Origin of the sequence: Eisenbergiella tayi (genome assembly GCF_001881565.1) — a bacterium.
Lineage (GTDB): Bacteria > Bacillota > Clostridia > Lachnospirales > Lachnospiraceae > Eisenbergiella > Eisenbergiella tayi.
The window spans coordinates 50,940-74,583 of the sequence record NZ_MPDJ01000004.1; the positions used below are offsets into that span (position 1 = coordinate 50,940).

General features: G+C 47.5%; 22 protein-coding genes. 2 read left to right on the plus strand and 20 right to left on the minus strand.

Features of this window, described 5'->3' with window-relative positions; all coding sequences use genetic code 11:
• Positions 1 to 16: 16 nt before the first annotated feature.
• The 6 genes from BLA28_RS14865 to BLA28_RS14890 form a co-directional block, all read right to left on the minus strand.
• Positions 17 to 1,723, minus strand: a complete 1,707-nt coding sequence (locus BLA28_RS14865) for a DUF4153 domain-containing protein (protein WP_069158012.1) — start codon at positions 1,721 to 1,723, stop codon at positions 17 to 19.
• A 99-nt stretch (positions 1,724 to 1,822) separates the two neighbouring features.
• Complete coding sequence (locus BLA28_RS14870; RefSeq protein WP_069158013.1) at positions 1,823 to 2,644, minus strand: formamidopyrimidine-DNA glycosylase; 822 nt, start codon at positions 2,642 to 2,644, stop codon at positions 1,823 to 1,825.
• A gap of 55 nt (positions 2,645 to 2,699) precedes the next feature.
• Positions 2,700 to 3,617, minus strand: coding sequence for a helix-turn-helix transcriptional regulator (locus tag BLA28_RS14875; protein WP_069158014.1), 918 nt, complete (start codon positions 3,615 to 3,617; stop codon positions 2,700 to 2,702).
• Positions 3,618 to 3,626: 9 nt separating this feature from the next.
• The gene (locus BLA28_RS14880) at positions 3,627 to 5,549 is read right to left on the minus strand and encodes a YgiQ family radical SAM protein (protein WP_069158015.1); all 1,923 of its coding nucleotides are present in this window, start codon (positions 5,547 to 5,549) and stop codon (positions 3,627 to 3,629) included.
• Positions 5,550 to 5,569: 20 nt separating this feature from the next.
• Complete coding sequence (locus BLA28_RS14885) at positions 5,570 to 6,220, minus strand: HAD family hydrolase (protein ID WP_176726830.1); 651 nt, start codon at positions 6,218 to 6,220, stop codon at positions 5,570 to 5,572.
• Positions 6,221 to 6,271: 51 nt separating this feature from the next.
• Positions 6,272 to 7,042, minus strand: a complete 771-nt coding sequence (locus BLA28_RS14890) for a pseudouridine synthase (protein ID WP_069158016.1) — start codon at positions 7,040 to 7,042, stop codon at positions 6,272 to 6,274.
• Between the two features lie 164 nt (positions 7,043 to 7,206).
• On the opposite strand from BLA28_RS14890, the gene BLA28_RS14895 reads away from it, so the two are divergent.
• Complete coding sequence (locus tag BLA28_RS14895) at positions 7,207 to 8,253, plus strand: nucleoside recognition domain-containing protein (RefSeq protein WP_069158017.1); 1,047 nt, start codon at positions 7,207 to 7,209, stop codon at positions 8,251 to 8,253.
• A 23-nt stretch (positions 8,254 to 8,276) separates the two neighbouring features.
• Here the strand turns inward: BLA28_RS14895 and BLA28_RS14900 are convergent, their stop codons facing one another.
• The 10 genes from BLA28_RS14900 to BLA28_RS14945 form a co-directional block, all read right to left on the minus strand.
• Positions 8,277 to 9,320, minus strand: a complete 1,044-nt coding sequence (locus tag BLA28_RS14900; protein WP_069158018.1) for an N-acetylmuramoyl-L-alanine amidase family protein — start codon at positions 9,318 to 9,320, stop codon at positions 8,277 to 8,279.
• A gap of 168 nt (positions 9,321 to 9,488) precedes the next feature.
• A complete protein-coding gene (locus BLA28_RS14905) occupies positions 9,489 to 10,115 on the minus strand; it encodes a vacuolar family H+-ATPase subunit H (protein ID WP_069158019.1) in 627 nt (208 codons plus the stop codon).
• Positions 10,116 to 10,153: 38 nt separating this feature from the next.
• Positions 10,154 to 10,648 (minus strand): pantetheine-phosphate adenylyltransferase, encoded by a 495-nt coding sequence (coaD, locus tag BLA28_RS14910; RefSeq protein ID WP_009252669.1) that lies wholly within the window; start codon positions 10,646 to 10,648, stop codon positions 10,154 to 10,156.
• 53 nt (positions 10,649 to 10,701) lie between these two features.
• On the minus strand, positions 10,702 to 11,259 hold the full coding sequence (gene rsmD / locus BLA28_RS14915; protein ID WP_069158020.1) for a 16S rRNA (guanine(966)-N(2))-methyltransferase RsmD: 558 nt from the start codon (positions 11,257 to 11,259) through the stop codon (positions 10,702 to 10,704).
• 178 nt (positions 11,260 to 11,437) lie between these two features.
• Positions 11,438 to 13,636 (minus strand): DNA gyrase/topoisomerase IV subunit A, encoded by a 2,199-nt coding sequence (locus BLA28_RS14920; protein ID WP_069158611.1) that lies wholly within the window; start codon positions 13,634 to 13,636, stop codon positions 11,438 to 11,440.
• Positions 13,637 to 13,736: 100 nt separating this feature from the next.
• Positions 13,737 to 15,662, minus strand: a complete 1,926-nt coding sequence (locus BLA28_RS14925) for a DNA gyrase/topoisomerase IV subunit B (RefSeq protein ID WP_009252666.1) — start codon at positions 15,660 to 15,662, stop codon at positions 13,737 to 13,739.
• A gap of 224 nt (positions 15,663 to 15,886) precedes the next feature.
• The gene (locus tag BLA28_RS14930; protein WP_069158021.1) at positions 15,887 to 16,756 is read right to left on the minus strand and encodes a DegV family protein; all 870 of its coding nucleotides are present in this window, start codon (positions 16,754 to 16,756) and stop codon (positions 15,887 to 15,889) included.
• Positions 16,757 to 16,836: 80 nt separating this feature from the next.
• Positions 16,837 to 18,897, minus strand: coding sequence for an ATP-dependent DNA helicase RecG (recG, locus tag BLA28_RS14935; protein ID WP_069158022.1), 2,061 nt, complete (start codon positions 18,895 to 18,897; stop codon positions 16,837 to 16,839).
• 1 nt (position 18,898) lies between these two features.
• Entirely contained in the window at positions 18,899 to 20,587 is a 1,689-nt protein-coding gene (locus BLA28_RS14940) for a DAK2 domain-containing protein (RefSeq protein WP_069158023.1), read from the minus strand.
• A gap of 14 nt (positions 20,588 to 20,601) precedes the next feature.
• Positions 20,602 to 20,955: an Asp23/Gls24 family envelope stress response protein gene (locus BLA28_RS14945; RefSeq protein WP_009252662.1), complete on the minus strand. Its 354-nt coding sequence runs from the start codon at positions 20,953 to 20,955 to the stop codon at positions 20,602 to 20,604.
• Between the two features lie 237 nt (positions 20,956 to 21,192).
• On the opposite strand from BLA28_RS14945, the gene rpmB reads away from it, so the two are divergent.
• Complete coding sequence (gene rpmB, locus BLA28_RS14950; protein ID WP_069158024.1) at positions 21,193 to 21,378, plus strand: 50S ribosomal protein L28; 186 nt, start codon at positions 21,193 to 21,195, stop codon at positions 21,376 to 21,378.
• 131 nt (positions 21,379 to 21,509) lie between these two features.
• Here the strand turns inward: rpmB and BLA28_RS33770 are convergent, their stop codons facing one another.
• The 4 genes from BLA28_RS33770 to BLA28_RS14965 form a co-directional block, all read right to left on the minus strand.
• Positions 21,510 to 21,662 carry a hypothetical protein gene (locus BLA28_RS33770; RefSeq protein WP_169897254.1) on the minus strand — a complete coding sequence of 51 codons (153 nt, stop codon included), beginning with the start codon at positions 21,660 to 21,662 and terminating at the stop codon, positions 21,510 to 21,512.
• 110 nt (positions 21,663 to 21,772) lie between these two features.
• Positions 21,773 to 22,183, minus strand: coding sequence for a GerW family sporulation protein (locus tag BLA28_RS14955; RefSeq protein ID WP_009252659.1), 411 nt, complete (start codon positions 22,181 to 22,183; stop codon positions 21,773 to 21,775).
• The gene (locus tag BLA28_RS14960) at positions 22,173 to 23,186 is read right to left on the minus strand and encodes a DUF2953 domain-containing protein (RefSeq protein WP_069158025.1); all 1,014 of its coding nucleotides are present in this window, start codon (positions 23,184 to 23,186) and stop codon (positions 22,173 to 22,175) included. The genes BLA28_RS14955 and BLA28_RS14960 overlap by 11 nt, the downstream gene beginning before the upstream one ends.
• Before the next feature lie 17 nt (positions 23,187 to 23,203).
• Positions 23,204 to 23,512 carry a hypothetical protein gene (locus tag BLA28_RS14965; protein WP_069158026.1) on the minus strand — a complete coding sequence of 103 codons (309 nt, stop codon included), beginning with the start codon at positions 23,510 to 23,512 and terminating at the stop codon, positions 23,204 to 23,206.
• Between the last annotated feature and the right edge of the window lie 132 nt (positions 23,513 to 23,644).

Genomic DNA, 23,644 nt, shown 5'->3' on the forward strand with positions numbered 1-23,644 from the left:
TTCTGATGCTCCTCTCTTATTTTTCAAGAAGATATCCCCTCAGGGATACATTCGTATATTCTTCTGTCACAAAGTCATAATTAAAGGAAAGATACTCCAGATACAGACGGCAGTCATCATTACAGATGATTTCCCTGTGGGAACGGAAATACTCATAGCTTTCTTCCGAATATTTTTCCGTATCAAGATATCCATCCAGGTACTCCCTTAAAGGAATGGTTATTGTTTTATTATCCCCATATGTAAAAGAATATTCTGTCAGTACGTCTTCTTCCGTATCATATCTGGCATACTCATTCACCGGATAGCAGTACCGGTAATCGGAAACATCCAGGAACATAATCTCTTCTGAATGATAAAAATTGTAGGTATCGTGATAATCCGAATTCCTCTCCGACCTGATTTCTTCCAGCTTTTTCTCCTGCTCATCCGTCAGCGCCTCCAGATATGCGTTTCCCGGCAGGTCATCATAAAGATACCAGTAAGCGCCGGACGCTCTGTCCAGTTCCCGCTGCGACAGCTCTGACAGCGTTTCCGCATTCAAAACCTTCTGCAGCGCATTCTTCTGGTTCCTGTAAGAAATACTGAACATATTGATGCCCGGCACACAGCAGGCTGCAAAAACAAGACCGGCGAAAACAAGGAACAGAATACCAACCGACTGCCTTCTGAAATAATAAAGCGTTATGTACAAAATTTCGAACACAAGCAGCATGATACAGACATACCGCATGGGAGTGATTCCGTTTTCGTAAATACGTATACCTATGGAATATGCCTGAAGCAGGACCAGAGGCGCAAACAGGTATGGCAGCAATCTGCTGATTTTCAGGAGCGGATTATGCTGGGTATAAAAGGCATTCATGGTCCATATGGGAAGTCCCGCAATAAACAGCCCTGTCAGGATACGGAAGATCGAATTGGACGGCATATCCCGGAAAAATAAAATTTTCAGGATATACACATATATTATGGCAAACGCGCTGATCACAAGACCCGTCAGCACATATTTTATCAGAACCTCCGTAAACGGTCCGTCATCCCCTGTCTCAGGCAGTACGCCGCGCAAAAGTGAAGATACATAAAAAATGCCGAACAGGAGCACCTGTGCCTGAATGAAAATATCATAATCCACATCAAATAATTCCACGAGTATTCCTATGATCAGGCCTACTCCTATGATAAGTACAAAATATAAAATACTGACACGAACTGCCCATGCAAAAAAACGGGCCAAATATTCTTCCAGGGAAAAGCCGGCCTTCCGAAAACAGAAATAAACTGCCAGGGCAAAAAGCACCAGTTCATAGCAGGCTATATACCGGGGAAGATAGAATTCAATCGTATCATACTCCCAGGATAAAAACATACTATCATAATCCAGCGTAACCAGCCATGCAAAAAGTATTGCCGGAATAACATACGCGATATAAAGGACAATGCGCAGCCACAGCTTCCTGCATTTCTGGTACAAGGCTTCCGTGAAAAAGCTGCCGGTGCCATAGAAAACCAAAAAGAACAGGATCCTTCCCAAAAAGTCCATAACTGAGGAATCATTTATATTAATTAAAAGAACAAACAACAGGGTAAACAGCCAGATACTCCCCTGTGTGACAGGGAAACAGATAAATGTATTTTTCATATTCCCTTTAAAGGCAACAAATTTTTCTTTCAGTACTTCCATATACTTTCGTTTTCCTGCTGCAGGCATTTTTTCTTCCATGAGCACCTCCCTGTCCATTTGGGTATCATACAAAAACCTCCGGCTTACATACCCCAATTGTAGCATGTAAGCTGAAGGTTTTAAACGTTTTTACAAATTTTATTTCTGGCAGTGTTCACAATAATAAATAGTTCCGCCCAGATAATTCCCTTTGCGGAGCTCATAACCGCAGCGGGGACAGGGCGACCAGAGTGTATTTTTGCTTAATATAGTGGAATATCCGCCCTTTTGGCCAAACAGATCTTTTTCCGTATCCCTTCCTCCCTTGTCCGCCATTTCCCGGAGAACCGACTTTACCGCATCGTACATCTTATGGTAATCTTCTTCATTCACATCGGCCATTTTGCGTTTGGGATGTATCCCACAGGTAAAAAGAATATCCTGCAGGGTACCGTTTCCCAGCCCCGGGATCCGTTGTTTTGTAGCCAGATAGGCCTTGGCGGAAAGCCTGCTGTCCTCTTCTTTTCTTAAGGATAAAAAATACGGGTAGTCAAAGGCTTCTGTCAGCGGAGATGGCTTTTCACAGGCAGCGGCATAATAGGGGCTGTCGTTGGTCCCTTCCGGGAACGCCCAGATGCCTCCATACATCTGAACGGTACAGGTTATTGCCGTATTGTCATCAAATTCCAGATAGAGCTGGTGCCTGACAGGGGCCTTTTTACTGTCTTCGTGATATTTGGGGGAGACTCCGTCCCCTAACAGGATACGGCAGTCCTCCGCTTCTGTTTCCAGCATCCCCCCTATCCCCCTGCTGATGCCGATCCGTTTTCCGGCCAGCAGGTCGTCATAGCCTTCCGGGTTATCCGAATACCAGGTAAAGGAATGGGGCGTGTGCCCTGCCTGGACAAAGGAAATGATTTTCCCCTGAATGGTTTCATTTAATTGCTGTGCCAGCACATGGCTTTCCGGTATCTCAAGCATATGCATGTCCTCCCGTTTTTTCCCATTGTAGCAAACAAAAGCTGACAACTGTATGTCATATTTTTTCCGCAGATTTCTGAAGAATATGATGCAGCTTCTCCCTGAGCCAGACAGGCTCATGCACCTTAATATAAGGACAGTAGGACAGAATCACCCCATACACCCAATCATCGATACTGTAGGCCGTCCTTATGAGAAAATCACCGTTTTCCTCGGGGAAAATTTCCTCTTCCCCGAAGCTGTCATAAATACGGTAGGCCTGAGAGCCTTCAATTTCCAGAATAACAGTGGTTAACTCCGGACAGGCTGACGTCTTTTTATCTTCCTGCTCCCCAGGGGCAGGCTCTGCGTACCTTCCGCAGATGCTTCGGGAAGAAAAGGATTCATCAAGAATCTCAGGCCGCTTTATCCGAAGCACCTTGAAGGTTCTCATATCCTGTCTGTTTCTGCACCATGCGCGCAGATACCAGTTATGACTCTTAAAACACAGCTGAATGGGTTCCGCAATGCGGTGTTCCATCTTCCCGTCAGCGCTGTAATAGTCAAATGCAATCACACGGGACTGCAGAATTGCCTTTTTCAGCAGGGAAAAAAGCATTTCCTGCCTCCCGCTCCAGTCAGAAAAATCGATAGATACCCAATTGCTGCCCGATGTCTGGAAAAAGTCTCCCAACTTCTGCAAAAGCTCCGTGTTGTCCGAAGGGGCTGTTTCCCTGAGGCTTTCCAGTGCGGCGAGGATCTGTGCCTTTTCGTCCTCATTAACGAACATTTTGTCAATGACGCAGTGCTCCATCAGGGAAATGCCGCCGCCTCTTCCCTTACTGGCAAAAACAGGGACTCCTGCCATACTGAGCATTTCCACATCCCTGTAAATAGTGCGCACGGATACCTCATATCTTTCTGCCAGTTCCCTTGCAGGGATCTTTTCCCGTTTCATCAGCTGATAGCAGATCCCAAACAGCCGGTTAACCATTTTACACCTCTATTTCTTTTTGTGGACGTTGCGGATAGTCTTCTTCTTAGCAGGTCTGCCTTCCGTTTTCTCCTTTGTCCTGTCGTACCCTTTTTTGTTCCCGGCAGCGGCGCCGCTCCGGTTATCCGTCTGTTTTCGGGGCCTTATCAGACATTTTTTATCAAACCCAATCAGATCGGTTCTTCCCGCCTTCGTCAATGCCTCAAGCACAAGGTCATAATTCTTGGGATTCCGGTATTGGATCAATGCCCTCTGCATTGCTTTATCGTGAGGATTCCTGCAGATATATACCGGTTTGCCGTCCCTGGGATCGATTCCCGTATAATACATTACCGTGGAAACCGTGGAAGGCGTGGGATAAAAATCCTGTACCTGTTCCGGCATATATCCCAGATCCCGGAGATATTCCGCCAGCTCCACCGCTTCCTTCAAAGTGGAGCCCGGATGGGAGGACATCAGATAGGGAACGAGAAACTGGTTTTTCCCCAGCTCATCGTTTAATTTTTTATATTTTTTGCGGAACCGTTCATATACCGCATTTTCCGGTTTGCCCATTCTGGTGAGAACCGCATCGGAAATATGCTCAGGAGCCACCTTCAGCTGTCCGCTGATATGGTAATTTACCAGTTCCCTGAAAAAAGTATCATCTTTATCAGCCAGCAGGTAGTCAAAGCGGATACCTGAGCGGATAAAGACCTTCTTCACCCCGGGAAGGGCCCGCAGACTGCGCAGCAGCTCCAGATAATCCTGGTGATCCGCCTTCAGGTTAGGACAGGGCTTCGGGAAAAGACACTGCCTGTTCTTGCATACTCCCTGAGTCAGCTGCTTTTCACAGGAAGGAGCCCGGAAGTTGGCGGTAGGGCCGCCCACATCGTGGATGTATCCTTTGAAATCCGGATCCTCTATGATCAGCTTCGCCTCCTCCAGAATGGATTCATGGCTTCTGACCTGCACCGTACGCCCCTGATGGAAGGTCAGCGCACAGAAATTACAGCCGCCGAAGCATCCCCGGTTGCTGATCAGGGAAAACTTAATCTCACTAATCGCAGGAACGCCGCCCTTCTCTTCATAAGACGGATGGTAGGTGCGCATATAAGGCAGGGCATATACGGCATCCATTTCTTCTGTGGAAAGAGGCTCAGAAGGAGGGTTCTGCACCACATACTGGCCTCCCGGATATCCTTCCAGCAACGCCTTTCCGTTAAAAGGATCCGTATTGGAATACTGTACCATAAAGCTTTCCGCGTATTTTTTCTTATCTTCCTTCATGTCTTCATAGGAAGGCAGGATGATTCCGTCGTAAATACCTGAAATATCCTTTGTCTTGTAAACCGTTCCCGGAATAAAGGAAATATCCTTCACTTCTATTCCGCTGTTCAGGGCGTCGGCAATCTCTACTATGGATTTTTCGCCCATACCATAAGAAATCAGATCCGCCTGGCTGTCCAGAAGGATGGAACGTTTAAAGGAATCACTCCAGTAATCATAATGGGCCATACGGCGCAGGCTTGCTTCGATACCGCCGATAATGATGGGTACAGTCCGGTACACCCGGCGGATCAGATTGCAGTAGACCACAGTGGCATGATCGGGCCTCTTCCCGGCTTCCCCTCCCGGCGTATAGGCATCGGAGGGACGGCGTTTCCGGGATACAAAATAATGATTAACCATGGAATCCATGTTTCCGGAGGAAACCAGGAATCCCAGCCTGGGGCACCCGAAAATGCTGATGCTCTTCTCATCCTTCCAGTCCGGCTGGGAAATGATACAGACACTGTAGCCGTGCGCCTCCAGAATGCGGGTGATTATGGCATGTCCAAAGGAAGGGTGATCCACATAGGCGTCGCCGGTCACATACACAAAATCCGGCTGTGTGATCCCCCTGTCTTCCATCTCTTCTCTTGTTATCGGTAAAAATCCGGTAGTTGTCATTGATAAATCCATCCTTATAATTAATACAGAACTTCTGCAAAATGCCTGATATAATAATCGGCAATCTCTTTTTTCTCTTCTGTCTGATCCAGCGAATAGGCATCCTCCACGGCACAGACCTTCATCCCCGCAGCCTTACCCGCCTGAATGCCGGGAATGATATCTTCAAAGACCAGGCATGCCTTCGGATCTGTCCGCAGCTGCTTTGCTACCGCAAGATAAATATCCGGAGCCGGTTTTCCGCGGCCCACATCACAGCCGGTCATAATACATTGGAAATAACGTTCCAGCCGGTGCACTTTGGCTATGCTTGTTACCAGTTCCCGGGAATTGCTTGTCGCGATTCCCAGCTTGATATTCCTCCTGCTGCACCATGACAGATATTCCCTGACCCCTTCTTTCAGCGGGACCTGGCTCATATACTTGTCCCAGGCCATCCGGTTCCAGTCATCCTTTATCTTCTCCACAGAATCAGGCAGCCGGAATCGCTCTTTAAAATAACCGGCCGTTTCCGAGAAACTCATCCCCTCAATCTCACTCTGCAGCCCGTCAGGAGGCTCCAGCCCAAAACGCCCCAGATATTCGATATCAATATCCTTCCATATCCACATGGAATCCACGAGGGAACCGTCCAGATCAAATATAACCGCTTCTATTCCATCCATCATCATGGCTTATGCTTCCCTTCTATAAAAAGCCTGTAGCTGTTCCGTACCTTCAAGTTACATAAGCTTCTTAACCTCATCCTTCGTAAGTTCGCGGAATTCTCCCCTGGCAAGCTTCTCATCCAGCCGAAGCTCCCCCATACTGAGACGCTTTAAATAAACCACATTCCTTCCCACAGCCTGCATCATGCGCTTGACCTGATGGAATTTTCCCTCCGTAATGGTAAGAAGCCAGGCGGATTCAGCCCGATCACTGCAGAATTCGTCCTGAACCGCCTGCGTAATCCCTGCCGGACGGGTCTTTTCCGGAACATATTCCTGCGTACCGTCCGTCTGCCGCCGCTTCTCACCGATATCCACGCCCTGCCGCAGGCTCATCTGCTGCTCTTCCGACAGGCAGCCGTCAATTTCCACATAATAGGTTTTAGGCACATGCCTGGACGGAGACAGCAGCCTGTGGGTCAATTCCCCATCATCCGTTATAAGAAGCAGCCCCTCCGTATCCTTATCCAGGCGTCCCACCGGAAACAGTTCCCTGTCAAGCAGCGGGTTTTTCTGTGCCCGCATCAGATCCAGAACTGTTTTGTCATGATTATCCCGGGTTGCGCTGACATATCCGGCAGGCTTATGGAGCATGAAGTACACATATTTCCGATAGGAAACCTCACTGCTGTTTACACAGATACAATCAGAATTTTCATCGATTTTCTGTTCCGGGCTTTTTGCCGTTATCCCGTTGACCGTCACAGCCCCCTTTTTTACAAGCGCCTTAACCTGGCTCCTTGTTCCGGTTTTCATTTCACATAAAAATTTATCCAAACGAAGCATTCTGTTTCCCTTCCGAAGCATCTATAAACAAAAAATTCATTCAGCAGTCATTCCGGACGGCTGAAGCACATAGCTTTTAATAATAAGCAGCAAATATACCTCTGTCAAGTATACATGATTCCCCTCATTCTTACAAGGTTACAGTTGCCAAAGGAGGCTGTCCGATGCGCCGTTACACCCCGAGTGCCTACTCCCCCCAAAAAAGGAAAGAACGTATAGACTATCTGAAAAAGGTGCTTTTTCTCTGCCTGTTTGCCTTCCTTACCACAGCGATGCTCCTGGAAAATGAAAAAGCGCTGGCACTTTCCCTGACAGGCCTGAACCTGTGGTTCCAGAAAATGATCCCAACGCTTCTTCCCTTTATGATACTCTCCGGCATCCTTATCCGTATGAACCTGTCCGACAGCTTTGCCCGTTTGTTTTCCCCGCTGTTCAGGCCCATATTCCAGTTATCCGATTCCTGCATTTACGTACTGGTTATCGGTTTCCTGTGCGGTTTTCCCATGGGTGCCCGTGTGACGGCGGAAAGCTACCAGAGAGGAAAGCTTTCCCGAAGGGAAGCCGAACTGATGCTGGCTTTCTGCAATAATATCGGCCCTATTTATTTCACCGGCTTTGTCTTCCATCTGTTTCCGGTGGAACACCCCTGGGCTTTTCTTGCAGGAATGTATCTGCTGCCTCTTCTTTACGGTTTGTTCCTTCGCTATACTTCCTACCGCGATATTCCAAGACCCGCACGGTTCGGAGAAAGCGGAATAAATAAAATGCACTTATCCGTCAAAAAACACAGCCTGCATGCTGCAGAAGCCCCTGCCGCCGCAGAACAAAAAAGACTGCCCGGAGGCCCTTCCCTTTTTGAGGAAATGCAGAATTCCATCGTATCCTCCCTGTGTGCCATCGCCTCTCTCGGAGGCTATATGATACTCTTTAACCTGCTCAACCTGATTCCCGAAATCCTGCTTCCATCCAAACTGACGGCACTGCAGGATATCATCGGCTGTATTCTGGAGATCACCAGCGGCCTGTCACGCCTGCCCGCCTCCATGGCCTTCTGGGGCTATGTGCTTCTTCCCTTCGGCGGCCTGTCCTGTATAGCCCAGACCTACAGCATGATTCAGGAGACGGATCTCTCCCTTAAGAACTATGTGGGCCATAAAATAGTGCAGACTATGCTGGCTTTTGTATATTATACATTCCTGTATGTTTTCTAACCGCCGCGTTTTTCTGCCGGAATTTACCTGGCGGCAAATACTCCCGGCATGGCAAAATTGCTGTCTGTATGATAATCATAGCCGTTATAAGCCCGGCACATAATGATGGGCTGGCTTCCTCCGGGAACCGTAATGGAAAACTGTATCGTATTTCCGCCCGCCCAGGGAGTCAGCACGGACCAGGTAATGCCGCCGTCAATACTGTAGCTGTAATACAGCATGCCGGACTGAGGATCCGATGCGCTCAGGGATATATCCACTTTTCCCGTTTTCAGATCCGCATTGGTTATCACCATATTTACATTTTCCGGCGGTGTGGAATCCGGTACGGCAACGCCGCCTGCAGGAGCAGGAACCGTACTGTACTGGTAATTGCTGAAATCCAGTCCGAGAGAGGCTGATTTCAGATGGAAATACTTGGCCACCGCTATGGCGTCGCTCACCCCGAAGTTAGCCAGCTTCTGCGGCGTATTCGCCTGGGGGCTGTCAATGGGGTGATCCATGTAGCAATGCTCAATAATAACACACGGAAGATCCAGTGCCCGCGAAGCACGGATAACTCCGTAATAATCGGTTCCGCGGCTGTTCAGCCTTGTTTTAACCCCTTTATTGTAAAGACCGTACTGGGACATTTCCGCCAGCTGAAGCCGGCCGAAGGTCTGTCCCGCCGAATAATATTTTCCGAAGGCTGAGGTCCAGACTTCGGTTCCGTAAAGATTATGCTCTGCGGACATATTAAAATGAAGGGAGAACAGGAAATCCGCATGATACGCTTTGGCAATCTGCGCCCTCTGCTCTAAAGACAGCTCCTGATCCGTCGTCCGTGTGAGATATACCTCCACCCCTTCAAACTGTTCCAGTGTCTGCTTCATAGCCTGCGCCACCTGGAGCGTCAGGTTTTTCTCCACATAATGAGGAAGCACTTCCCCGCCCCTGTTTTCTTCCCCGCCGTGTCCGGGATCAATGACTACGATAACCGGTTCCTTAGCCTGTGCCTGTATTCCGGGCATCCATGCGAGTGCGCATACAGCCAGTAAAAATGTTATGATTGTTATCTTTTTCTTCACTTCCGATACCTGCCTTTATTTTCTTTTGTATTGCCCTTTTTCCTTTTCGTAACAACCGGCCTTTTTATCATAACATAAAACAGGCCTTGCTTCCAGACAAAAAAGACGCCTTCTTCCCGAAGACGCCCTTCATGAATTCTTTATCCATATATTTTTTCAAAGCGTGCACTACATCAGATCCAGATTCAAATCTCCGGTATCTGCCCCGGAAACATCCATGTCGCCAAGATTAGGCAGGGATGCGGTATCATCCTCATCGTCGGGACGAAGCTCCATACGATTCGACTGTACCACCCCTAAACACTGATTCAGCTCATTGATAAACTGGCCGTAATGCTCACTGGCAACATCGATTCCATGTCCGATAATACTCTCCAGATTGGCAAGAATATCATCCGTATACTGGATGGCGGACGCTTTTACGCTATTGGCCTCCACAGTGGCGCTGTCAAGAATTTCCTGGGCCTGCTGTGTTGCAAGAGAAACAACCTCATTCGCCTGGGCATATGCCTGCTGCATGATCTCGTGTTCATTAATCAGCTCACTGGTATGTACGGTAGCCTCATTGATCAGGGCCTCCGCTTTTTCACGGGCATCATTCAGAATGGCTTCCTTATTATTGATAATTTTCTGGTAACGTTTGATTTCATCGGGGGTTTTCATGCGAAGTTCCCGAAGCAGCTCTTCCAGCTCTTCCTTATTCACAATAATTTTGCTGTTAGAAAGGGGCTGATATTTACAGCTGTCGATATATTCTTCGATTTCGTCAATTAGTTGTTCGATTCTGCTGCTCATCCTTTTCTCCTTCATAAGCAATATGCCGGTATAAAGGCCTACTGCTCACATTCATGTCCATATTTTTCATATACAAGCTTTGCCACAAAATCAGGTACACATTGAGAAATATCCCCATGAAATTCCGCAATTTCCTTTACGCTGGAGGAACTTAAATAAGCGTACTCCAGACTGGTGGTAAGGAAAATAGTATCCAGCTCACCATTGGAAAGCTTGCGGTTCGTCTGGGCAATCTGCAGTTCATATTCGAAATCCGTAATGGCACGCAGACCGCGGATAGCAATATGCACGTCCTTTTCCCTGGCATAATTGATTAACAACCCCGAAAAAGAGTCCACCTTTACATTGGGCAGCTCTTTTGTGGCTTCTTCTAGTATTTTAACACGTTCTTCCACAGAAAACAACGGAGTCTTCTGGGTATTGTTCAACACACTGACTGTTAATTCGTCAAACATCGACGCAGCCCGTCTTATTACATCAAGATGTCCGAAGGTAACCGGATCAAAACTTCCGGGATAAATCGCTACTTTCATAATTGCTCCCATCTGCGTGTTTTTGCGCGTAAGTGCTTAGATTCTTCTGTAATTTACTCCGCATTCTGCCTTTTCATGAAAACATGCTTATTTGTCTTGTATTTCTTTTCTCTGATAACCTCAAAGCCATAATCCTGCGTAAAGGAGAAATCCTTATTCAGCTCCGCTTCTATGATAATAAGCGTATCCTCCGTTACATAGGAAGCACGGGAAAGCGCGGAAAGAACCGGATCCTCCAATCCCGCCTGATAAGGGGGATCCATAAAAATTACATCCACTTCTTTTTCATGGATGCCTCCGAGAGCGGATACCACATCCTGCTTCAGCAGAACCGCCCTGTCGGTAAATTTGGTAAAGGACAGGTTGTCCTGTATACATTTTGCCGCTTTAACCGCATTTTCAGCAAAATAAGCCCTTTTAGCCCCGCGGCTGATAGCTTCTATTCCAATACCTCCGCTGCCGCTGCATAAATCCACGAAAATGCTGCCGGGAATATCCCCCTGAAGGATATTGAATAATGTTTCCTTTATACGATCCGTGGTGGGCCTTGTATCCTGCCCTTCCGGTGTTTTTAACGGAAGGCTCCGCGCCTCGCCTGCAATAACTCTCATAATATCTCCTGACTGTATCTGTTTTCTCCGAACTGCCATATCTCACAGCATTTCGGATTCTGTTTCACATTATAATTGCTTGTGAAAAAAAAGGCAATCCCATATGGAAATGTTTTATAAATTTATAAATCACCCGTAAAAAAAGTGCAAAAGGCGGCTGTTTTCAGCCGCCCTGTTTTTAAGCCCGCACCTTTATTCCCTTGCCGTCCCTTTTGGCTGCCTTTATCTGATTCAATACAAGCTCCCTGCTCTTATAAGGAATAGATGTTTCATCCGAAAGCCTGGTATAGTAAACCGCTTCAATAGAGTCTCCTTCACTCAGACGCATTCCTCTGACGCCGATGGCACCTTTTTTCTTTTCTGGTATTTCTTCTACGGCAAATCGAAGGAAATAACCCGCCCTGGACTGCAGGATTATGTTCTTCTGCTCCTTCATTACGACAACGCTTACTACCGAATCGCCTTCCTGCAGCTTCGTGGCGGCAACCGTCCTCTTGGCCACATCAAACTCCCCTCCGTCCACGATCTTCAGCATACCCATCCGGGTTGCGAAAATCACACGGTACAGATTCAGCTCGGACTGGCTTGTTACCAGAAGCAGTTCTTCCTGGGAGGAATTGAAATTGCTCACGTTATCTATAGGAATTCCCTTATCCCTGAACTTCCCGAAGGGCAGATCCTGTACCTTCACGGTATACAGCTGGCCCATATTGGTAAACATACATATTCTTCCCGTATTCTTGCACTGGAATACGAATTTATTCTCGGCATCCGCCGCTTCCTTATTTCTTTCATAGGCCGACAGATCAATCGTCTTCGCATAGCCGAAGCGATCCATGAGGAAAACGACATCCATTTCCTCCAGCTTCTTTTCCTCGTAAACGACCTCCCCGCAGTTATCAATTACGGTCCTGCGCTTTCTTCCGAATTTTTTCTTTATGGAATCCAGCTCGTTTATAATAACCTGGGCCATGGAATCTTTTCTCGAAAGAATATCTTCATACCGGTATATATTGGCAACCGTCTCCTCATGCTCCTTGATGAGGGCTTCCAGCTCCAGGCCGATCAGCTTATACAGACGCATTTCCAGAATGGCATTAGCCTGGTTTTCTGAAAACTTAAGCTGCTGGGCCATAATCCCTGATTCTTTGGATTTAAAACGGATCCCGTCCGTCTTTCCTTCCACCAGACAGGCCTTTGCCATAGCCCTGTCTTTGGAGCCGCGGAGGATCTCAATGATCAAATCGATGACATTGCAGGCTTTTATCAGGCCTTCCTGTATCTCTCTCTTGCTGTTTTCCTTGGCGAGGAGGTTCTCATATTTCCTGGTGGTCGTTTCATACTGGAAATCCACGCTGGCTTTTATGATTTCCTTCAGTCCCAGCGTCTCGGGCCTGCCGTCCACGATGGCGAGCATATTCACGCCGAACGTATCCTCCAGCCTGGTCTTCTTATACAGCATGTTAATAAAATTGTCCACATCCGCATCCTTGCGAAGCTCAATGACAATACGGATGCCCTCTTTGGAGGACTGGTTGGAAATATCGCTGATATCCTGCGTTTTCTTTGTTTCCGCAAGAGAAGCGACATCGGAAAGGAACTTCCCGATATAGGAGCCGATCATGGTATAAGGGATCTCGGAAATGACAACATTGACCTTGCCGCCCTTTCCTTTTTCCACATCCACCTTACCGCGGATTTTTATTTTCCCGGCTCCTGTTTCATAAATGGAGAGCAGATCGTCCTTATTGGTCACAATTCCGCCCGTAGGGAAATCAGGCCCCTGTATATAACGCATCAGCTCTTTGGTGGTGATATCTTCGTTATTCATATAGGCTTTGGTCGCATCGATAACCTCCGCCAGGTTATGGGGCGGCGTGCTGGTAGCCATACCTACCGCAATACCCTCCGAACCATTTACCAGCAGGTTGGGGAACTTGACCGGAAGGACGCTGGGCTCCTTTTCCGTTTCATCAAAGTTGGGAATGAAGTCCACCACATCCTTGTCCAGATCTGCCAGAAATGCCTCCTGGGTGACCTGTTCCAGACGCGCCTCCGTATAACGCATGGCCGCAGCCCCGTCTCCTTCGATATTGCCGAAGTTTCCATGTCCGTCTATCATGGGAAGCCCCTTTTTGAAATCCTGGGACATCACCACCAGCGCGTCATAGATGGAGCTGTCCCCGTGGGGATGGTACTTACCCATGGTATCGCCCACGATACGCGCGCTCTTCCTGTAAGGCCTGTCGTAACGGATTCCCAGCTCATGCATATCATACAGGGTTCTGCGCTGCACCGGCTTCAGGCCGTCCCTCACATCAGGAAGGGCCCTGGCTACGATAACGCTCATGGCATAATCGATAAAGGATTTCTGCATGACCTCAGAATATTCTGTTTTTATAATCTTTTCTTCCAATTTCTATTGCATCCTTTCCTGTATACATGGAGACAAAGCGTTCCATGCCATTACAATCCTGTTAAATATCAAGCTCCGCATCCGGGGCATATTCATAAATAAAGGCTTTTCTGGGAGGGACATCCGTGCCCATCAGCATTTCCGTGACTTCCGAGGCCATTCTGGCATCTTCTATTTCCACCTGCTTGAGCATTCGGGTTTCCGGATTCAGCGTTGTTTCCCAAAGCTGCTGTGCATCCATTTCCCCGAGTCCCTTATAACGCTGCAGGGTAAACGGTCCTTTATGGCGTTTCCTGTAACGCTCCAGCGCTTTGTCGTCATATAAGTATTCTTCATTGCCTTTGGAGGGCATGGCTTTATAAAGAGGCGGCATGGCTATATATACGTGTCCCTCAAATATCAGTTCCGGCATAAAGCGGTAAAAAAGAGTGAGAAGAAGCGTGGATATATGTGCGCCGTCCACATCCGCATCCGCCATAATAATGATCTTGTCATAACGCAGCTTTGTAATATCAAAGTCATTGCCGTAGCCTTCGGAAAAACCGCAGCCGAAAGCGTTAATCATCGTTTTTATTTCCGCATTGGCGAGCACCTTGTCAATGCTGGCCTTTTCCACGTTCAGGATTTTGCCCCGGATAGGCAGGATGGCCTGATAAGAACGATCCCTTGCCGTTTTTGCACTGCCGCCCGCGGAATCTCCCTCCACAATAAAAATCTCGCACCTGGAGGCATCCCTTGATTCACAGTTAGCGAGCTTTCCGTTGGAATCAAAGGAAAACTTCTGCTTTGTCAGCATATTGGTCTTGGCTTTTTCCTCCGTTTTACGGATCTTTGCCGCTTTTTCCGCACAGCCGATAATATTTTTCAGATTTTCCAGATTCCGGTCAAAATAGCGGGTGATCTCTTCTCCCGTCACCTTGCTTACCACCTTGGAAGCATCCTGGTTATCCAGCTTGGTTTTGGTCTGCCCCTCGAAACGGGGATCCGGATGCTTGATGGAAACCACGGCCGTCATGCCGTTGCGTACATCCGCGCCGGTAAAGTTGGCATCTTTTTCTTTCAGGATATTCAATTCCCTGGAGTAGGAGTTGATCACACTGGTAAACATCGTCTTGAAACCGGTGAGATGGGTCCCGCCCTCCGCATTGTAAATATTATTGCAGAAACCCAGGACGTTTTCGTGGAATTCATTCACATACTGCAGAGCCACCTCCACAGATATGCCTTCGCTTTCACCGTTAAAATATATGACGTCGCTCACCGTTTCCTTGGATTTATTCAAGTCCTTGATAAAGCCGACAATCCCGTCCGGCTCATGGAATTCAATGGTTTCCGGGGTATCTCTTCGCTTATCTTCAAAAACAATGGTCAGCTGAGGATTCAGGTATGCGGTTTCATGAAGACGGCTCTTCACCTCATCTTCTTTAAAACGGGTCTTTTCGAATATGGTGTCATCCGGAAGGAAATTGACCCAGGTTCCGCTTTCCCTGCTTTTCCCCACAACGGGAAGAAGGCCGTTTTCCAGCTCCACGACAGGAATTCCCTGTTCGTACCTGTCCTCATATATCAGCCCGCCGTTCCTGACCCGTACAGTCAATCGGGTGGACAGGGCATTCACTACGGAAGAACCCACGCCGTGCAGGCCGCCGCTTGTCTTATAGGCCGAATTGTCAAATTTACCGCCGGCATGCAGCGTGGTGAATACAAGACGTTCGGCGCTCACGCCTTTTTCATGCATTCCTACCGGAATACCTCTTCCGTTATCATCCACCGTAGCCGAGCCATCGGCTTCCAGCGTAACCTTAATCCTGTCGCAGTAACCAGCCAGATGCTCATCCACTGCATTATCCACGATTTCATATATCAAATGATTCAATCCCTTGGTAGAAACACTGCCGATGTACATACCAGGTCTTTTCCGTACCGCTTCCAGTCCCTCCAGTACAGTTATACTGGAAGCGTCATAATTACTGTTGTTTTTAGTCATGTAAACCTCGCATTCTGCCGCCCGGCGGCATTATGAACTTAAAAATAATAAAAAACAAAAAGAAAAAACAGGTTGGAAGCCTGTCCCAGGTGCTATTGTAGCACAAATGTTTGGGTAAGAAAAGGCAAAAAATACATGATATGGAACTTTCCCCTCTGCCTTTTCCATATCATGTATTATAGTTTTATCTGAAAGAATATCTGCAAAGAACAATCCTGCCCGTCTTATGAATGGTTTTTGGTGGTACAGGTAACGGCCAGAGCCCCCGGACCGATATGACAGGCAACACTCAGAGAAAGATGATCCATATAGCTTTCGTTTCCCGGGAAGGTCTGAAGCACCTCATCCCTGAAGACAGCAGCCGCTTCATCATTATTCGTGTGTGCAACATCCAGCCACATATCCGCGTTATCCAAAGGCCTGTCAAAGCGCTTTATCAGATCGTTTTTAATGGCATTAATCATGATCTGCTTTCCCTGTGCCGTTGTTCTCGCTTTAGCAAAGGCATCCAGCTTCTCTCCCTGTATCTGCAGCACCGGCTTGATTTTAAGGATAGTGCCCAAAGCGGCGGCAGCCGGGGTGATCCTTCCTCCCCGTTTCAAGTAAACCAGAGTATCCACCATAATATAGATACTGGAATTGTACTTATCCTTCTCCAAAAAATCTTTGATTTGTGCTGCATCCATTCCCTGGTCCGCCAGATGTATGGCATCCAGTACAGAACGGCGCTGGGTAACGGAAATACGCTGGTTGTTCACCACCTGTATTTTCCCTTCATAATCCTGTGCGAGCATAAGCGCTGTCTGACAGGCGCCGCTCAGGCCGCTGCTCATAGGAATATGTACGATCTCATCATAGCTTTTCAGAAGCTCATTCCACAGCTGCAAAATATTTTCCGGAGATGGCTGGGAGGTGGAAATAGCAGCACCGGTTTTCAGCCTTTGGTAAAATTCCTCCTGGGTCAGGTTAATCCCTTCAAAATAGGTTGTCCCCTCTATCATAAAAGGCATGGGAAGCACGCTGATCCCCAGTTCCTCCGCCTGCTGTTGAGTGATGCCGCTGTTACTGTCCGTTACAATTGCAACTTTTGACATAATTATGCTCCTTCTGAACGTCTGTTTTTGTAACTGTCCTCTTTTGTTTCCTTTCAAAAATCAATAAATTCATTCTACCGTCAGATAGTCTTAAAGTCAATGGAATTCCCATCCTGTTTCATTCTCTCATATAACAGGCTGTACTGCTCCAGTTTTTCGTCCGGATCCTGTGCGGCTATCCTCTCAGCCAGGCTGCTTGCTATGAGAAGCAGATCGGAGTCCTGATAAATATCCCCCACCTTGAAATCCAGCAGGCCGCTCTGCCGTATTCCAAATAAATCACCGGGACCGCGCAGCTTCAGGTCTTCATTCGCTATATGGAATCCGTCGTTGGAGGTATTGAGTATGTTCAGCCGTTTCATTGTCTGCTCGTTATCATTTCCGCTGATGAAGATACAGTAGCTCTGGCTGTCGCCTCTCCCCACACGTCCACGCAGCTGATGCAGCTGGGCCAGGCCGAAGCGCTCGGCATTTTCAACCATCATAACCGTTGCGTTCGGAACGTTGATCCCCACTTCAATGACTGTGGTGGAAACCAGCACATCAATTTCTTTTTTTGAAAAAGCTTCCATAATATTGTTTTTTTCTGCCGGTTTCATCTTTCCATGAAGGGCCGCCACATGGATGCTGTCTGGAAGAACGGCCTTCAGCTTGTCCGTATAGTCCATGACGTTTTCCAGGCCATCCATTTCGCCCTCCTCCACCATGGGACAGATCACATATACCTGATGCCCTTCCTCCACCTGCTTTCGGATAAAGGTATAGGCCGTCTGCCGGTAGGAGGTATTGACCACACAGTTTTTGATGGGTTTTCTCCCTGCGGGCATTTCATCCAGTACAGATACGTGCAGATCCCCATATACCACAATAGCAAGGGTTCTTGGAATAGGAGTAGCGCTCATGACCAGGACATGGGTGCCCGTCCCCTTATCTGCAAGAAGCTCCCTCTGTCTGACTCCGAAACGGTGCTGCTCGTCTGTAATCACCAGAGACAGCCGGCGGTAGATCACCTTTTCCTGGATGAGCGCATGGGTTCCTATGACCACATTTGCATCCCCATCCGCAATCCGGGCATAGATTTCCTTCTTTTCTTTTGCTGTCTGGGAACCGGTGAGCAAAACGGGACGTATGCACAAATCATACTCCGCGCTCATCTGAAGCAATGCTTCATAATGCTGTCTGGCCAGGACCTCCGTGGGTGCCATGAGACAGCCCTGCCTGCCGTTTGCGGCACACATCAGCAGAGCCAGGAATGCCAGAATGGTTTTTCCGCTGCCCACATCCCCCTGGACAAGGCGGTTCATGGCATTTTCTTTCTGCAGATCCGCTTCTATCTCCGACCAGACACGCTGCTGTGCGCCTGTAAGCCGATACGGCAGGCTGCCCAGCAGTCTGTCCGTATCCGGCACCTTTTCCAAAAGCTCTTCCACCTTCCGGATCTGGTTTTCCTCCTTAACCTTGCGCAGCGCAAGAAAAAACAGGAGAAATTCATCAAAGGCAAGCCTTCTGCGGGCGGCAATCAGATCCTGCGTGTTCTCCGGAAAATGTATTTTCTCCAGGGCTTCTCCCAGGGGAATCAGCTGAAATTCATTTCTGATTTCCTCCGGAAGAATTTCCAGCCGGTTCGCCTCTGACAGGACACTGTCCAGCGCCTTCCGCACAGCCTTGCTCACACCATTATTGGTCAGGCCCTGCGTGAGCGCATATCTTGGCTGAAGCGTATTTTGAAGCGCCGTATATTCCTCCACACGGAACAGCCGGGGCTGCTCCATCCGCAGGGGAGTCCCATACTGGCAGACTCCCCGGAAAACATAGGTCATTCCGGGCTTAAGCATGTTTTTCAGATAGGGCATGCCAAAAAAGGTAATACGAAAAAGGCCGGTCGCATCCCCGGCCTGAACAGCAGTGATCAACAGATTCCGTACCCGTTTGGTGGAAGGCATTCCGATAACGGATGCCTTTACCGCACAAACTTTCCCGGGACTCAAAGCGGAAACCGTTACCGCAGGTTCCATCTTTTCATAATCACGGGGGTAGTGTTCCAGCAGCTGCCCCACTGTCCCGATATGAAGTTTGGAGAAAAGACCCGCCGTCTTTTCTCCAATTCCTTTTATCGCAGTTAAATTTGTATTAATATCCATTTTATTCGGCCGAAATAATATAATAGTAAATAGGCTGTCCGCCATACTGCAGCTCAATATCACAGGAAGGATATTTTTCTTCGATCCTGGCCTTCAGCTTCTGTGCGGACTCTTCTGTGGTCTCAGCTCCGTAATAAATACTGATTAACTCAAGGTCTTCCTCCATCATGGAATCCACCATATCGAAAGTAACCTTTTCGATATCCGCCCCTACGGACAGGATGCCGGCATCGCCGATGCCCATATAGTCACCCTGTTTGATTTCCTTGTCATCAATCACCGTATCCCTTACGGCATAGGTGACCTCACCGGTCTTCACCTGACCGATTTCCTCCGACATGGCCGCTTCATTTTCTTCAGCGCCCATGTCGGGAACATAGTTGATTACAGCGGTAATTCCCTGGGGAATTGTCTTGGTGGGGATTACCACCACTTTCTTGTCCTCTACCAGGTATTTCGCCTGGTTAGCGGCAAGAATGATATTTTTGTTGTTGGGAAGAACAAAAACCGTATCCGCGTTCACCTGATTAATAGCGTTTACCACGTCTTCCGTGCTGGGATTCATAGTCTGTCCGCCCGCTATAATATAGTCTACACCCAGGCCCCTGAAAATCTCATCGATGCCTTCGCCCACGGAAACAGCTATAAATCCTGTCTCTTTACGTTCAGCAGGTACTTCTTCCTCTTTGGCAGCATCCGGTGAGTCAGCAGCATCTTCCGACATCCTGAAAAGCTTCTCCTGATGCTCCAGCCGCATATTGTCAATTTTCAGATTGGAAAGTGCACCATACTTCAATGCCTTCTGGATTGCAAGACCAGGGTCATTGGTATGTACATGTACCTTGACCACATCTTCATCCGCAACCACCACAATAGAATCACCTATTGATTCCAGATAAGCCTTGAAATCCATTTCCTGTTTAATATTGAAGGTTTTGCTCAGCATGATAATAAATTCGGTGCAATAACCGAACTTGATTTCCATATTAGCCTGAGCGTCCAGGCTGGCATTCACAGATGCCTGACGGGAAGCCCCCTGTGCGGGCTCGGTGATGGAAAAATCGATCTCTTTGCCCATAAAAGCGTCATAAGCGCCATGCAGAACCTCTATCAGTCCCTGTCCGCCGGAATCCACCACGCCCGCCTGTTTTAACACGGGAAGCATTTCAGGAGTCTGGCTGAGCACATATTCCGCATGCGCAATCACTTCTTTAATGAAAGAAGCCATATCGGTTTCCCCTGCGTCGGCCAGCTCCCTTGCTTTCATGGAAGCTCCCTTTGCAACGGTAAGAATCGTACCCTCTTTAGGCTTCATTACCGCTTTATAAGCGGTTTCCACCGCTTTTTCTCCCGCGGCGGCAAGAATGGGAATGGTAATTTCTTCATTTTCCCGGATCCCTTTGGTAAATCCGCGGAAAAGCTGGGAAAGGATAACACCAGAATTCCCTCTCGCACCGCGGAGGGAACCGGAAGAAATTGCCTTTGCCAGAGTCATCATGTCGGGTTCTTTCATTGCAGCCACTTCTTTGGCTGCGGACATGATGGTAAGCGTCATATTGGTACCCGTATCTCCGTCAGGAACCGGAAATACGTTCAATTCATTAATCCATTCTTTCTTACTCTCAAGATTCTTGGCGCCCGCTAAGAACATCTTTGCAAATACCTTAGCGTCTATCGTATTTAAACTCACAACTAAAGTCCTCCTTAATCAATCACTCGCACACCTTCTACAAAGATGTTGATTTTTTCAATTTCCATTCCGGTGAATGCTTCCACCTTATACTTCACGTTATCTATCAGGTTGTCCGAGACAGCCAGAATGCTTACACCGTAGGAAACAATGACATGGAAGTCCAGCGTCAGTTTATTATTATTAATCGTAACGGTTATTCCCTTCGACAGATTATCTTTTCTTAAAAGCTTCACTACGTCCTTCACAGTGATTCCCATGCCGACAATACCGAAGCATTCCGTAGCAACGGTACCCGCATACTGTGCAATAACTTCTTTATCGATGGTTATATTGCCCATATGGGTGTTCATAGAAGAGCCCTTCATGTAGTACCTCCTTCTTTCTTACCGAAAAATATAAGATTATTATAACCGCTTTCCAAAAAAAATGGAAGTCTTATTTCAATTTCAGCCGTCGCGGCATAAACGGGCCTGGCGCTGTAAAAAGCCAGGCCAAAAATAAAGTTGTGCCCTGGATGCAAATTTTGCTTGCCAAACTATTACTTTTCTGGTATTATACACATGTTGTGGTCTGAAAATTTTACTGGTTTAGGAGGTGCGAAGATGGCAAAATGTGATATTTGCGGTAAGGGTGCTCATTTTGGAAACAACGTAAGCCATTCCCATAGAAGATCCAATCGTATCTGGAATTCAAACGTTAAAAACGTGAAGTGCAAGGTTAACGGCGCATCCAAGAAATTACATGTATGTACCAACTGTCTGAAGTCCGGCAGAGTTGAAAGAGTATAATCAGGGAGAATGTTCTGTGATTTATCTTCAGCTGTATTGGTTAACACAAAGATAAGACTGCCGGAATTCATTATGAATTTACAGACAGTCTTTTTTTGTACCCTTTTTACGGGAACATTTCCTCTGCTATCCTATTTTTCACAGAAAATAACATTATAGCTTACCAGCAGCAGGATAATTGCCACAATCAGGCTGGCAAGCCTGTTGGAAATAAGAACCGTAAGGATCATACCAAAGGCGATGCTGAATACAACAATTCCCACTAACTTCCACACGTCACGCATCTGCTTACTCCTGCCGGCTTTACTATTATCATATGCAGGAAAGGGCTGTCCGATTCGTACAACACTCACTCTGCTGTACAAATCAGGCAGCCCTTTCCTGCTTAAAAGAATCAGTCCACAATATCCTCATCTTCATCCGGGAACGCCGCTTTCTCGGCATCCTCGTCACTCATCATAGGCTCTTCTTTTGTGGTAAATTTATCTACCAGATCCGGAATCATATCAAGAATCTTGGTTACGCTGTCCTGGTTCTTGATATTCACCAGCTTTGTCTGTCCATTTTTAATAAGAAGGACGGCGCTCGGCGTCATTTTTCCGGAAAGCCCGCCGGCTCCCCCATCCTTGCCTCCGTTGCGGCTTGCGCCGGCCCCTACGCCAAAGCTCACATCAACAAGGGGGACAATAATGGTATCATCAATTTTTGTCGCCTCTCCCACCACCGTCTTTGTAGACATCAATGCATTGGCGCCCTTCAAAAGAGACTCCATCACCGAATTGATACCGTTATTATTATCTGCCATTTGTCATTTCCTCCTTTTTAAGCTGCCTGATAAATCTCCAGGTCTTTTTATCCAATATAATGCGGAGCACTACATCAAGCACCACGGCGATCCGCACTCTTCCCCTGATATCAAAATCCCCTTCCAGACGGGCCTCTTCAAAATCAGGACTGATATGAACAGTCTCGCCAATCACAGGATATAATATTCCATGTATGGCAAGAATCTGGGCCGTGGATGCCGGATCACCCGTTCCCACGATAAAATTCACATTTGTTTTCTTAGGCAGCGCATGCTTAAGTAGCCTTCCTGCCTGTCCTTTTACTTTGCCTATCACCAGAAGGCTGTCCTTCCGGCTTAAAATATCCCTGTAATATTCCAGATTATCCAGGATCCGCTTTATTTTATCACACAGCCGGGTAATTGTGTACCTGATATTCTGAAATGATTTCTTAAGATTATCGAAAAAGGCATGGATTTTAATACAGATTCGGGTGAAAAAAGATGCTTTTTCTTTTTCCCGCCCTCCGGAATCCTTTGTCTGCTCCGTCCGGGATTCCCTGCCGGGAACCGTACCGGCCCCGTCCGGCGGCTTTTGTCCGGAAACCTGCGGCTCTTCCTTCCGGGTTTGTACGGGAACCGCTGTTTTTTCTTTTCCTTCCGGGATTCCTTTCCCTTCCGTTTTTTCTTTTCCTGCCGTATCCGCCTCTTCTTCCGCCGTTTCCGTTTTCTTTTTAGGTACTGCCGCCCTTTGTTTCAGACGGAATGGAATTCCCAGAATCCTGAAATCCCAGTGAAACGAATTTTCATATTTACCGGAATCATATTCCAGCCGAAAGCTGGCAAGATGCAGAAGCCATGTCACCCTTACTATGCCGTGCGGGTTGCCCTCTGCCGGCACCTCCCCCTTCGCCCGGTATCTGACAGGGACAAAAAGGACAACAAGAAGGGCCAGAATCAGAACGGCCAGTATGATGAGCAGGATAATGCCCAGTATTTTTAAAATGCTTATTACTACTCCCATAGGCTGTCCAGCTCCTGTTACCTGTGATCCATGATATATTTTTTAATATCCGCTCCGCCCGTCTCGGCCACCACCTTTTCCGTCAAAGCCACTACCATATCAACCGCTTCTCCATAACCGGAGGCGAGACCCACCACAAAAAGATCCTTTTTGTCATAAAATCTCTGCTGCAAAAGAGAACAGTGAAAAATATCCAGCTGATCATCGGATTTTGCCAATGCAATAATATAGATAGTAATCTGTCCGGCATTATGGCGCAGCTTCCACTTTACCTTTTCCAGATTGCGGATACTGTCGCTGACATACAGATGTCTGTAGAACTTCATTGTGCCTATCACTTTCTTTCCTCAGGCAGCCCATATGGAACCGTTATCTTAAAATTTGCCTGATTTTACCTGTTTTATTCATTCATGAGCCGATTTAACCGTTTTTATTAATCAAAATCTGTGCAAACACCT

Coding starts and splice junctions, on each gene's coding strand:
- BLA28_RS14955 (WP_009252659.1), bottom strand. CDS start 22,183: ATGGCAGATAATAATAACGGTATCAATTCGGTGATGGAGTCTCTTTTG.
- BLA28_RS14905 (WP_069158019.1), bottom strand. CDS start 10,115: ATGAGCAGCAGAATCGAACAACTAATTGACGAAATCGAAGAATATATC.
- BLA28_RS14885 (WP_176726830.1), bottom strand. CDS start 6,220: ATGATGATGGATGGAATAGAAGCGGTTATATTTGATCTGGACGGTTCC.
- rsmD (WP_069158020.1), bottom strand. CDS start 11,259: ATGAGAGTTATTGCAGGCGAGGCGCGGAGCCTTCCGTTAAAAACACCG.
- BLA28_RS14960 (WP_069158025.1), bottom strand. CDS start 23,186: ATGGGAGTAGTAATAAGCATTTTAAAAATACTGGGCATTATCCTGCTC.
- BLA28_RS14930 (WP_069158021.1), bottom strand. CDS start 16,756: ATGTCAAAAGTTGCAATTGTAACGGACAGTAACAGCGGCATCACTCAA.
- BLA28_RS14875 (WP_069158014.1), bottom strand. CDS start 3,617: ATGGTTAACCGGCTGTTTGGGATCTGCTATCAGCTGATGAAACGGGAA.
- BLA28_RS14945 (WP_009252662.1), bottom strand. CDS start 20,955: ATGAAGGGCTCTTCTATGAACACCCATATGGGCAATATAACCATCGAT.
- BLA28_RS14870 (WP_069158013.1), bottom strand. CDS start 2,644: ATGCTTGAGATACCGGAAAGCCATGTGCTGGCACAGCAATTAAATGAA.
- BLA28_RS33770 (WP_169897254.1), bottom strand. CDS start 21,662: ATGCGTGACGTGTGGAAGTTAGTGGGAATTGTTGTATTCAGCATCGCC.
- BLA28_RS14895 (WP_069158017.1), top strand. CDS start 7,207: ATGCGCCGTTACACCCCGAGTGCCTACTCCCCCCAAAAAAGGAAAGAA.
- BLA28_RS14890 (WP_069158016.1), bottom strand. CDS start 7,042: ATGCTTCGTTTGGATAAATTTTTATGTGAAATGAAAACCGGAACAAGG.
- BLA28_RS14925 (WP_009252666.1), bottom strand. CDS start 15,662: ATGACTAAAAACAACAGTAATTATGACGCTTCCAGTATAACTGTACTG.
- recG (WP_069158022.1), bottom strand. CDS start 18,897: ATGGATATTAATACAAATTTAACTGCGATAAAAGGAATTGGAGAAAAG.
- BLA28_RS14920 (WP_069158611.1), bottom strand. CDS start 13,636: ATGCAGAAATCCTTTATCGATTATGCCATGAGCGTTATCGTAGCCAGG.
- BLA28_RS14965 (WP_069158026.1), bottom strand. CDS start 23,512: ATGAAGTTCTACAGACATCTGTATGTCAGCGACAGTATCCGCAATCTG.
- coaD (WP_009252669.1), bottom strand. CDS start 10,648: ATGAAAGTAGCGATTTATCCCGGAAGTTTTGATCCGGTTACCTTCGGA.
- BLA28_RS14880 (WP_069158015.1), bottom strand. CDS start 5,549: ATGACAACTACCGGATTTTTACCGATAACAAGAGAAGAGATGGAAGAC.
- rpmB (WP_069158024.1), top strand. CDS start 21,193: ATGGCAAAATGTGATATTTGCGGTAAGGGTGCTCATTTTGGAAACAAC.
- BLA28_RS14865 (WP_069158012.1), bottom strand. CDS start 1,723: ATGGAAGAAAAAATGCCTGCAGCAGGAAAACGAAAGTATATGGAAGTA.